This is a genomic window from Bacillus sp. JJ864 (genome assembly GCF_036963045.1).
Lineage (GTDB): Bacteria > Bacillota > Bacilli > Bacillales > Bacillaceae_G > Bacillus_A > Bacillus_A pseudomycoides_C.
This window is the reverse complement of the sequence record NZ_JBALLY010000115.1, coordinates 1-11,313: the sequence shown is the minus strand read 5'-3', so window position 1 is coordinate 11,313 and position 11,313 is coordinate 1. Positions and strand designations below refer to the sequence as shown.

Sequence of the window (11,313 nt, the reverse complement as noted above, 5' to 3'; positions counted from 1 at the left end):
CAACTAACCGTCAGTGGGGATGAAGAGAAAACCCCCACTGACGGAAGCTTCACTTTATACCAGAAGAGATAGAAAGCGTTTTTTGTTTCCCATTTATTGTAGCAGGGACACCAAGAGGAATTCCTATATTTGGTTGCATATGACCAACTGGTAAGTTATACAAAAGGGGAATATGATAAGAGATAATGTAATCAAATAAAATTTCAGAAATAGATAAAGCTGGTTTTGAAGATGTACACTTGTGACAACTTGTAAAAATAACGCCTGCACACTGCTCAAATTTCTTTCCTAAGCGTAATTGATTTAACATACGATCAACGCGATAAGGCTCTTCGCCGATTTCTTCTAATAATAATAATTTATCTTTTGTATCAATTTCGTACGGTGTACCAAGAGTACTTGTAATGACAGCTAAGTTTCCTCCGACAAGGGGAGCGGTGATACAACAATTGAAAGAGTGAAGAAATGCTGCTCCTTCTAGAATAATAGAGTGCGGACGAAAAAGTTGTTTGAAAGAGGAAAAAGAGAGAGTATCGAGTCCTTTTCCAACTTCCTCCATCATAGGACCATGAAAAGTAACGAGCCTTGCCAATTGCCCAAAAGCGATGTGTAAAGCTGTAATATCACTATAACCCCAGAAAATTTTTGGGTTATCTCGAATGAGTTCATAGTTAATAGAAGGTAGAAGGCGACCAGCTCCATATCCTCCTCTAGCGCAAAAAATTCCTTTCACATATGGATTTGTAAAGGCCTCGTGTAAGTCATGAAGACGAACGGTATCATCTCCAGCTAAATAGCCTCGTTTTTCTTGTACACTCTTTCCAATGATAACGAATAAGCCCATCTCTTCGAATTTTTGTTTTGCTTGAAGAATGTTCTCGATAGATGGGGGACCTGCTGGAGCGATGATCATAACGGTATCTCCGTATTGTAACGGTTCTGGGTACTGCATCAAATTCCCTCCTTTCTTACACTATATTCATGTAATAGGTCTTCAATAATTGAGGAAAGAAGGAAATGGTTTTGGTGGGCAAGAAAGTATAAGAGAAAGGGGAGAAAAAAATGTTTTATAGCCGAGTATGTGAGAAGCTGCAAATTACATATCCAATTATTCAAGCCGGCATGGCAGGAACAGTTGTAACACCAGAGTTAGTAGCTGCTGTGTCTAATAGCGGAGGATTAGGAACATTAGGTGCAGGATATATGAGTTCTGAAGAAATTCGCCTTGCAGTACGTGCTATTCGTCAGTTAACAGATAAACCGTTTGCAGTGAACTTGTTCATTACAAAAGACATGCAAATGAATGAAAAGCAAGTAGAAGAAGCCGGGCATTTATTACAACCTATTCGTGAACAATTACAATTGGAGATAGTAAAGCAGACGGTACAGTTACCGGAGAGCTATACAGAACAGCTGAAAGTTCTTATCGAGGAGAACGTGCCTGTTTTTAGTTTTACTTTTGATACACCAAAACAGGAAGAAATAGAGCTGTTAAAAAGGCATGGGATAAAAATAATTGGTACGGCAACAAATGTGGCAGAAGGGAAAGTATTGGCCCATTTAGGCGTAGATATTATTGTAGGACAAGGAAGTGAGGCAGGAGGACATCGCGGAACATTTCTGGGAAAAGAACAAGATTCTATGATTGGAACAACTGCATTGATTCCACAACTTGTTGACGCTATTCCTCATATTCCAATTGTTGCAGCAGGTGGAATCATGGATGGACGGGGAGTAGTGGCAGCTTATGCACTCGGTGCCGAAGGAGTACAAATGGGCACAGCATTTTTAACTTGTTATGAAAGTGCAGCTCATAAGGCACACAAAGAGGCAATTATAAAGAGTGCAGACCAAAGTACGACAATGACACGTGCATTTTCAGGTAAATATGCAAGAGGAATTCAAAATAGTTTTATCGAACAATTAAAAAATAAAGAAGAGAAATTTCCTGCATATCCAATTCAAAATGCATTAACAACAGAAATTCGCAAAGCAGCGGTGAAACAAAATAATCGTGAGTATATGTCACTTTGGGCAGGGCAGGCTTCGTCTTTAGCACAAATAGAAGGGGCGCAGCAAACTATCATGCGAGTGATGAAAGAGGCAAAGGAAATACTAACTAGATTACAAAGTACGGTTTATAAGTAAAAAAAGAACGCTTGAAACATTCAAGCGTTCTTCCTAGTTACTTTTATAAAACTGTTGGAGTGCCTCGTCGACATATACCCAGCCTTTCCAACCTAAATGCATCGTATCTTTTAAGAAATACTTATCATATTCATGGCTTGAAAAGTCTGCAACTGGGAATCCAGCTTTGGCAATTTGTTCATTAATTTTTTTATAGTATACATCACGACGCTCTTTTGGGAATCCAGCATAATCGTACCATGGACCGTTAACGGGAACAGAAATAAACAATGGTTTTGCATGCGATTGTTTTAAAATGTCTAAGACTAATTGTAAATCGTCATATTCTGGCGATTCATTGAATGATTCATTTGATCGGTAGCCTTTTAGACGTTCTAATTTTTTCTTAATCCCTTTGTTATAGTATGGATCTTCAATGCCAAAGGGATTTGTTTTAGATTCCATTTCACCAGTTTTTTCTGCTCGCTTACGAATTTCTTCCCAAGCAAGCGATTTTAATTCAGGATCTACATGTGTTTTTCGCGGTTTAATATCAAATATTGATGCAACTAAGTCTTTGCGGTCTAAAATATTACGATATACGTATGCAAATGGTTTAGCCGCCGCCGCCTTCACATTATGTTTTGTATCGTCATACACAATTCCTTCTAAAGAAGTTTTTAGGAGTGTGTCTTTACGAACAATTTCAAAGTTTAATAAGCGCTCAGCAATTTGCTTTTTCATCTCAGGCTTTAAGTCATTGTTAAAGATAAGATGGTACGCTTGTTGAGAGGAAAAGTTTGGTGCAAAATGCACTTCATCTAAACCTTCTTTTACAAACCATTGTGGTGATAGGACAATGACAATTTTGCGATTTTCTAACTGATCCATTGAGGAAGCTAGATTTAATACATGAGTAAGGCTTTGTGTTCCACCGCGACCGATAAGAAACGGTGTAAATTCTTGTTCTTTTACTTTAAAGTAGTTCGATGGATGGTACACATCCAATCGAGAAAATTCCGATGAACCATACATCGGAAGGTATTTTGGATCTTCTAGCATCTTTTGTTGAAGTGCAATGCCTTGAAACATTTCTTTCTTTAAAGATGTTGCGGCATCGTCGACCTTTTGCTCCCCAATAAGTGGTAAAAAGAAGCGTGGTGGAATAAATAACACCACGCAAAAAAGAGCAAATGCTAGAAGCATCGGGCCAAACGTTGGTTTTTTCATTGCATATCTTCCAGTTTCTTAATAATCATGTTTGGTGTTGCCCACTCGTCGCGATCAAAGTCAGAAATAGGCACTTCAATGCCTAAGCGTTCTTGAAATTCTACTAATAAGGATACTGTACCGAAAGAATCAAGGATCCCTTCTTCAAATAATTGTACATCTGTATTTTCTTTTACGATGTCATTTTCACATACTTCCTCTAAAATATCTAATACTTGATCTTTAAATTCAGCCATTGTTTATTCTCCTTTATAATCATAATTTGTGTTTTCTTAGTCTTTATACTAAGAAGTGCTTAACTAAAGAATCTGTTTAGGTGACCTGAGAAGATCAGAAGACCAAAACAAACAAAATGGAATGTAATTATAATCGCCAAGACGTGTGTGAACTTATTGTTAGGCCAAAACTTATGCTTTTTGTTTTTTCGTTCAAAAATATCAAATGAAATAAACAAAATTGCATGATATAGGCCATAGACAATATAATACCACGTTAGTCCGTGCCAAATTCCCATAATGAAAAAGTTTAAAAAAGCACCGATATAAGAAATTGTATAGCGGTTTTTAATTAGTTTTTTCTTTGTCGCAAAAAAGACAAAGCGCATATAGATAAAGTCGCGGAACCAAAATGATAAACTCATGTGCCAACGGTTCCAAAAGTCTTTAATGTTACGACTTATAAACGGTTTATTAAAGTTTTCAGGTGTTTTAATTCCCATTAAGTAACTTACACCAATTACAAACGCACTATATCCTGCAAAGTCGAAGAATAAGTAGAAACTATATGCATACATATCAGTCATAACTGATGCAAATGTAGTTTGTTTCGTTAGTGGTGTATCTAAAAGGTGTTTGTTAATTAAATAAGCGATAATAAATTTGTAAAGAAAACCTTGGAAAATACGATTGATTCCCGTATAAAGCATTGCTTTATACTCATCCGCCGATGGTGGTTTCTCTACATCTTTTTGGAATCGACGATAACGATCAATCGGACCTGTTGAAATCGCTGGGAAGAATAAAAGAAACTCCCAAAACTTAAATAGTGATATTTCTTTAATCAGACCATCACGAATTTCAAATATCATTTGTACAGCTCTAAATGTTACGTAGGATATACCAAGAAATACAACTAATTTGATAGCTGGTATATCATAAAATACGATTGATTTTAAAGCTGGTATCGCAGGTATGATTTTCACTAAGATAAGCGGTAAAATCGATAAAATAACAGCGGTGCAAAAAATACTCGTTTTGTTATCACGCTGCCTTAACGCTAAATAGCCTTTAATCAAAATAAATTGCCAAATTGCAAATATTGCTAGTGCAACAGCTTGTATTGGTTTATCTGAAAAGATAACAGCCAGCATAATAAGTGTTACAACCGCATTATATTTACGCAGCATTTTCCCTCGTAACCCAGCAATAATGGTAGGAATAAGTAAAATGCCTACAATAGCGAAAAAATAAAATGATGCATATGGGGTCATGCTGTAACCTCACTCAATAATTTTTTACGATCTACTTTTCCATTTGGCGTCATTGGAATAGAAGATTGATACATGAACTTTCGTGGAATCATGTAATTCGGTAATCGTTCATTGAGTTCTTTTTTAATCGCAGATGTTAATTTGAATTCTTTTTCAAAAGTATGTTCACCTGGAACAACAACCGCTAATAAGTAGTCATATTTTTCACCTTTTTTAATTGGAAGTACAACAGCAGCTTCCACATATGAACAAGAACGAAGGTGATGTTCAATTTCTTCTAATTCCATCCGATAACCGTGTAGTTTAATTTGGAAATCAAGACGACCGTTATAGAAAAGAAGTCCATTTTCTAAATAGCCAGCGTCACCTGTTTTATAAGCGCGTTCGCCGTCAATAACAGTGAATGCTTTTTCTGTTAATTCAGGGCTTCCTAAGTATCCAACACTTACACTTGGACCAACAATGATAATTTCACCCTTCTCACCATCAGCTGCGATTGTACCATCTTCTTTCATAATGATGATGCGGCAATCTGATTTACAGTAACCGACTGGAAGAGATTTATATTTCTCCACTACTTCATTTGTTACATGAATACCAGTCACCGCAACAGTTGCTTCTGTTGGTCCATATGTATTCATAATCGTAGCTTTCGGGAAACGCTCTAACAGTTTTCTTGCAACATCATTAGATAATACTTCACCACAGAATAAGAATGTTTTCATATTTGGAAGCATACCTTCTGAGAAAGACGGCTCCATTAAACACATTTCTGCAAAGGACGGTGTAGATGTCCAAACTTGTGTATCTGATTGTACTAAAGAAGCAAATAAATCTTTTGGACGCACAATCATATCTTTATCAATTGCCCATAGTGTACCACCAGTTACTAATGATGGATAAATGTCCATAACAGATAGGTCAAATGAGAAAGGTGCTTGGTTCAAGAAAACTTGTCCTGTTTGTAAGTTGAAGTCTTCAACCGTCCATTTTGTAAAGCTTACAAGGCAGTTGTACGTAATTTGTACACCTTTTGGATTTCCCGTACTACCTGACGTGTAAATGATGTAGAAGTTGTCTTCGTCATTTACTGCATGTTCAGGATTTGGGACATTTCCTTTATGAGTAAGAAGAATATCTTCTAATTTGATTCCATCAATAATATCAACTGGTAAATCAGCCACTGTAACATCAGTCGGAGATAAAAGTAGCTTTGCACCAGAACTTTCTGCAATGCGTAGCACACGATCAGCTGGAATTGAGACGTCTACTGGAATATACGCATGACCAGCTTTGACACACCCTAGGAAACAGACAATCATTTCGGGTTGCATATGTCCGTATACCATAATTGGTGAACGGTCATCTTCATATTGAGAAGAAATCCAATGTGCTAATGCATCAGAGTCTTCTTTTAATTGTTTGTACGTAATTTTCGCATCTCGCCAAACGAAAGCAGTTTGGTCAGGCGTTTCAAGCGCCCATTTTTCAATCTGTTCTAATAACTTCATAACGCTCCCACCCTAAAATTCATTGTAAATAAATGTACTTGTATTTGTATCTTGGAATCCATACAACCATAGTAAAGCAAGTAAAATCGCAAGGTAGTAACAAGTTTTTGCAACCCATTGCGTGAGTGGTTGAGACCATATTTCTTTTAATATTTTCATGTCTGTCCCCCTCTATGAAATAGTATCCGTATGTAAGTATCATATCCTACATCACTTTGAAAAACACAAAAATTCCACATTTTAGGTAAATGTAAGACGGAAAGGCTCTTTTCTGATAGTAGCACTAAATGTTAAAAAAGAAAATCCCTAACTTAACAATTATATTACATTCCAGATAGAATTGTAATTCCTTTGCAAAGGAAAGGACAAGAATATGCTACTTCTAACTAAGATAGTACATAAACTCTCATTAAACAAGGGAATACGGTCATTCATGATGGAATAAGATTGTTAAAAATAGAATAGGGAGTTGAAGCGGATGAAAACATCTCAAGTAGATTGGTTATGTTACCTTTCAGAGGACAATATTCGAATGTGGCGACGCTATTTGCATCAGCACCCTGAATTGTCATTTCAGGAAAAACATACATCACAGTTTGTATATGACACATTGGATTCGTTATCTTATTTTGATCTAACAAGACCAACAGCATGCAGTGTAATGGCAAAGCGAAAAGGAAAAGGTCCAGGTGAGACCATTGCAATCCGTGCAGATATAGATGCACTTCCAATTCAAGAGCAGACAATGAAGCCATATGCATCAATTGTACCAGGAGTTATGCATGCTTGTGGTCATGATGCACATACGGCAATTTTATTAGGTGTAGCAGAAGCTTTAGCAAAATATGATAATGACTGGGGAGGGGAAATTCGTCTTTTGTTTCAACACGCTGAAGAACAATACCCTGGTGGAGGGCAAGAGATGGTCAAGGCAGGCGTTATGGATGGTGTAGATTATGTGATCGGTTTACATGTCATGTCAGGACTAGATAGTGGGCAAATAGGAATTACTTATGGGTCGATGATGGCAGCACCTGATGTATTTACTATTGATATTAAAGGAAAAGGAGGACATGCTGCTCATCCGAAGCAAACGGTGGATCCAATTGTAATTGGTGCACAAATTATTACAAATTTACAGCATCTTGTTTCAAGGCGGACTGATGCATTTGAACAACGGGTGGTCTCGGTTACGCAATTTCATGCTGGAACAGCTGATAATATTATTCCTGAGACAGCAACGATTATAGGAACGGTGCGTTGCTTTGAGAACAGATTAAGACAAGAATCTGAAGGGATTATTGAACAAATTGTAAAAGGAATTACAGCAGCGCATGATGCAGCGTACGCATATACGTATCGGTATGGATATAATCCAGTCATAAATGATTCGTATGTGACAAAAATAGTAGAAAATAGTGCAATCACATTGTTTGGAAAAGAAAGTATTACCTCACTGCCACCTTCTATGGGAGGAGAGGATTTTTCTGCATATTTACAAAAGGCTCCAGGTTGTTTTATAAAGCTAGGAACAGGGAATGAAAATAAAGAAACATGCTACCCACATCATCATCCTAAATTTGATGTAGACGAAACAGCGTTAATTCGCGGTGCACAATTATTTTTGCAAACAGCAATGGAACTATTGAAAGAATAAAGTGAAACTTTAATCAGTGGGGGGTTCTTCATCCCCCACTGATTATTAGTTGAACCAATCGGGCTTTTACGGGCAGTTTATCTCCCACCTAACTTCTTTGCTTTTGCCGAATTTTGAGGTGGGAGTATTACTGCCCGTTAATGCGGGATAAATGGAAGTTTCACTTTATCTCGCGATTTGCCTTCCACTAATGTTTTTTACTGTATATTCCAGAATAAAAAAAGGCAACTGCGATATTCGCAGTTGCTTCTATTTCTTTCCGTTAGAGAGGGTTAAGAAAGAACTATGCTCATTTATAGTATATGTATGTCTTCCGGACAAGCTTGTATCTTTTCATCAATTTTTCAAAAATGGTTATTGACTTTGATAATCGTTATCAATTAATCTAGTATTGTTATATATGATAATGGTTATCATTATCATTCGATAATTGTGAAATAGTGCTAAAAATAAATAGAATGAGATACATAATAAAGGGAGAGAGTCTAATGAGTAAGTTAGTAATGATTTTTGCAAGTATGAGTGGAAATACAGAGGAGATGGCAGATCATATTGCCGGGGCGATTCGTGAGTCAGGAAAAGAAATTGAAGTAATCGATATTATGTCGTCACCGAAAGCGTCTATTCTAGAAGGGTATGATGGAATTGTACTAGGTGCATACACATGGGGAGACGGCGATTTACCAGATGATTTCTTAGATTTCTATGATGAAATGGATAAAGTGGATTTAACAGGGAAAGTAGCAGCAGTATTTGGTTCATGTGATTCTGCATATCCGAAATACGGAGCAGCTGTTGACATTTTAATTGAAAAATTACAAGAACGCAGAGCTAAAGTCGTACTCGAAGGATTAAAAGTGGAATTAACACCAGAAGATGAAGATGTTGATGCATGTATTTGTTTTGGTACAGAGTTTGTACATCACCTTTCTTAATGGTGAGCGCAAGATGAGGAGCATGAGCAGGAAAAAAGGTGCAAAGAAGCACCTTTTTATTTGTTTAAAATATGTAATAATCGTTGTTTATTTGTTTCAATTATTTTTTCGTTATTTGTTTCGAAACCATATACGAGATCATGAAGTAAAGGACTGTATTGATAAAAGGAGATAATCCGCTCGAAAAAGGTTCTATCCTTGCTCTTCGTTAAGGCAATATAGTTGTTGTAAACTTCTAATGTAAAGTCATGTCCATAATCGGCATATAATCCAGCAAAATCAAATGCAGGATCACCAATTTGTGCGTCTCCTACATCAATGATACCGGCAATTTTTTTTGTATGATGATGAAATAGAATATGGTTATGTGTGAAGTCGGCATGAATAACGGTTTGTAAGGAAGTACTTGTATATAGTTGTTCTAAAAATGTTTGAAATAGTGTATTCAATCGATTAGTTTCTTCTATTGTAAATGTGGTAAACGGATAACCTTTTAGTTTTATATATAATTCCTTCCAATGTTTAATAGTTTGTTCAACTTGAAAGCCCCATTCTTTTGCAAGTGTAGTAGGGACTGTATGCAAAGCAGCAAGAAATGATGCTAGTTGCGCAGCAATGTGCGCTTTTTCATTGATTGAGAGATTATGTAAGTAAGATGATTTGAATGGTTCGCCGCGAATCATTTTATAGTAACTACAAACAGGAATAGAATCCGCTTCGTTTTCATATAAAATATGATAGTTCGGTACTTCTATCTGCCCAGCTTGCAGTATAGGAAATAGAACTTCGTACAATTGTTTTTCACGAGGGATTTTTTTGCATATTCAATTTTTCTAGGAAATCGAAATAACCATTCATCGTTTACGATAATCGCAACATTATCCCAGCCGCTTTCATCTTTATGAAAGGAATGAATAGGTAAATCGGGGAGTGTTTTTTGAATGTAGTGCGTATAGTTTATCATTTTTTTTCGCCTCTTTCGTTAATTAATCATAAAAAGAAAATCCCTAAATTAGGGACTTCTTTTTTTACTCTAAACCCCGTATATGGCAGGAAAAGGCCCTGACCGCTTCTATGCACGTTCAGATGCTCTCGTCCCATAAAAAAGAAAAAGGGGGGGTTTTTATTATAGAAATATCGTTTTATAAATTCTCGTTTTGTTGCCCAATCTCCTTTTTAGCCAAAACAAGATTTGCATTTTCGATAGCACGGTGTTTGTCCAAAGAGTCTCCGGCGTAACCCTTTTGCGTTTTTACAACTCGTTTGCTTGTACTTGCTCGGTTGTTATCCATATTACTCCTCCTGTCTTTTATCTAAAATATACGAAGGTAATTAGCAATAATAATACAGCTGCAAATACGACAATTCCTACTAAAAACGTCATATTCGAAAAATGAGAGGGGGGATGTACATCTTGGCGATAACTAGGTGAAATTTCCGGTGCAAACTCTTCTTGATAAGATTGTTGTTCTTCTGTTTCGTCCATAGTTGCAACTCCTTTCACTGTATGGATAGGTTACGCGCTATAAGGAAGAAATATACACTCAGTATGGTAAGTCTTGAATGAAAAGTATAAGCAAGAATATTGGAAAAAAGATTGTAGAGAAGAGGAGTTTAAAAGTAAAAGGGAAGTAATGTTCAAATATCTTATTATAACGAGTTCTTAATATAGTTTCTGGAAGAAGAAAAACGTTCTTTCATAAGAACCTTTTTCCTCAAAAAAAAGCATTATGTAACTATGTATTCATATGAAACAGTAATTGCTTTATATGTTGTTGTTTATTTGTTTGTAACAATTACAGTTGTATTGACAGGAACGCGGTCAAATAACCAGCGCACATCATCATTATACATGCGAATACAACCAAGTGTAGTCCATTTTCCAATAGCGTTTACATTATTGGTCCCATGGATGGCATATGTTGTTCCTTTTGTTCCATTTACATCAAGACCGAGCCAACGATCTCCTAATGGGTTGCGTGGATCACCGCCAGGAATGTGTCTTTTGTAGTATGGACGATTCTTAATTTTGTTAACAATCTTGTACGTTCCTAATGGTGTTTTTGTACTGCTTTTGCCAGTAGCAACTGTAAACTCTTTGATAAGTTTATCTTTTTCATAATATGCCATCTTATTTGTCGCGACATTGACGGTTAACAAATGTTCTTGATGATTTGTCTCTGCGTTAACTGCTTTGATAGGAAGCATAGAAGAAAAGAGTAGTAGTAGTGCAATCATAATTTTCCTCATATTCAATTAATCTCCTTTTTAGAAATATCAAAATCTATTATAGCGCTCTTTTATAAGGAATCCTATTCTTTTTTAAAATATTACAGATAATAATTAATATATATAATTACAACT

Annotated in this window: 12 protein-coding genes and 1 pseudogene; 3 read left to right on the top strand and 10 right to left on the bottom strand. The window is 36.2% G+C overall.

The features are described 5' to 3' along the window. Positions 1-49: 49 nt before the first annotated feature. Complete coding sequence (locus tag V7024_RS17410; RefSeq protein ID WP_335522178.1) at positions 50-952, bottom strand: S66 peptidase family protein; 903 nt, start codon at positions 950-952, stop codon at positions 50-52. Positions 953-1,062: 110 nt separating this feature from the next. Here V7024_RS17410 and V7024_RS17405 point away from each other — a divergent pair, with 110 nt between their 5' ends. Beyond that, complete coding sequence (locus V7024_RS17405; RefSeq protein ID WP_335522176.1) at positions 1,063-2,148, top strand: NAD(P)H-dependent flavin oxidoreductase; 1,086 nt, start codon at positions 1,063-1,065, stop codon at positions 2,146-2,148. Positions 2,149-2,181: 33 nt separating this feature from the next. Here V7024_RS17405 and dltD read toward each other — a convergent pair whose 3' ends face one another. The 5 genes from dltD to V7024_RS17380 are packed head-to-tail and all read right to left on the bottom strand — an operon-like array spanning position 2,182 to position 6,516. Further along, positions 2,182-3,357 (bottom strand): D-alanyl-lipoteichoic acid biosynthesis protein DltD, encoded by a 1,176-nt coding sequence (gene dltD, locus V7024_RS17400; protein ID WP_335522174.1) that lies wholly within the window; start codon positions 3,355-3,357, stop codon positions 2,182-2,184. Next, on the bottom strand, positions 3,354-3,593 hold the full coding sequence (gene dltC / locus V7024_RS17395; protein WP_335522172.1) for a D-alanine--poly(phosphoribitol) ligase subunit DltC: 240 nt from the start codon (positions 3,591-3,593) through the stop codon (positions 3,354-3,356). The genes dltD and dltC overlap by 4 nt, the downstream gene beginning before the upstream one ends. Before the next feature lie 59 nt (positions 3,594-3,652). Then, a complete protein-coding gene (gene dltB / locus V7024_RS17390; RefSeq protein WP_335522170.1) occupies positions 3,653-4,846 on the bottom strand; it encodes a D-alanyl-lipoteichoic acid biosynthesis protein DltB in 1,194 nt (397 codons plus the stop codon). Beyond that, on the bottom strand, positions 4,843-6,357 hold the full coding sequence (gene dltA, locus V7024_RS17385) for a D-alanine--poly(phosphoribitol) ligase subunit DltA (protein ID WP_335522169.1): 1,515 nt from the start codon (positions 6,355-6,357) through the stop codon (positions 4,843-4,845). Before dltA ends, dltB begins: the two co-directional genes overlap by 4 nt. Before the next feature lie 12 nt (positions 6,358-6,369). After that, positions 6,370-6,516, bottom strand: coding sequence for a teichoic acid D-Ala incorporation-associated protein DltX (locus V7024_RS17380; RefSeq protein ID WP_098309537.1), 147 nt, complete (start codon positions 6,514-6,516; stop codon positions 6,370-6,372). A gap of 319 nt (positions 6,517-6,835) precedes the next feature. Between V7024_RS17380 and V7024_RS17375 the strand changes: the two genes are divergently transcribed. Both V7024_RS17375 and V7024_RS17370 read left to right on the top strand, forming a co-directional pair. Continuing rightward, the gene (locus V7024_RS17375; RefSeq protein WP_335522166.1) at positions 6,836-8,014 is read left to right on the top strand and encodes a M20 metallopeptidase family protein; all 1,179 of its coding nucleotides are present in this window, start codon (positions 6,836-6,838) and stop codon (positions 8,012-8,014) included. A gap of 488 nt (positions 8,015-8,502) precedes the next feature. Further along, positions 8,503-8,949 (top strand): flavodoxin, encoded by a 447-nt coding sequence (locus V7024_RS17370; protein ID WP_335522164.1) that lies wholly within the window; start codon positions 8,503-8,505, stop codon positions 8,947-8,949. A 56-nt stretch (positions 8,950-9,005) separates the two neighbouring features. Here V7024_RS17370 and V7024_RS17365 read toward each other — a convergent pair. The 4 genes and pseudogenes from V7024_RS17365 to V7024_RS17350 form a co-directional block, all read right to left on the bottom strand. After that, positions 9,006-9,913: pseudogene (locus tag V7024_RS17365) on the bottom strand (phosphotransferase family protein). 178 nt (positions 9,914-10,091) lie between these two features. After that, positions 10,092-10,241: a hypothetical protein gene (locus V7024_RS17360; RefSeq protein ID WP_020061860.1), complete on the bottom strand. Its 150-nt coding sequence runs from the start codon at positions 10,239-10,241 to the stop codon at positions 10,092-10,094. Positions 10,242-10,258: 17 nt separating this feature from the next. Next, positions 10,259-10,435: a 2-isopropylmalate synthase gene (locus V7024_RS17355; RefSeq protein WP_335522162.1), complete on the bottom strand. Its 177-nt coding sequence runs from the start codon at positions 10,433-10,435 to the stop codon at positions 10,259-10,261. A 293-nt stretch (positions 10,436-10,728) separates the two neighbouring features. Continuing rightward, the gene (locus tag V7024_RS17350; RefSeq protein ID WP_335522160.1) at positions 10,729-11,199 is read right to left on the bottom strand and encodes a L,D-transpeptidase; all 471 of its coding nucleotides are present in this window, start codon (positions 11,197-11,199) and stop codon (positions 10,729-10,731) included. Positions 11,200-11,313 lie beyond the last annotated feature (114 nt).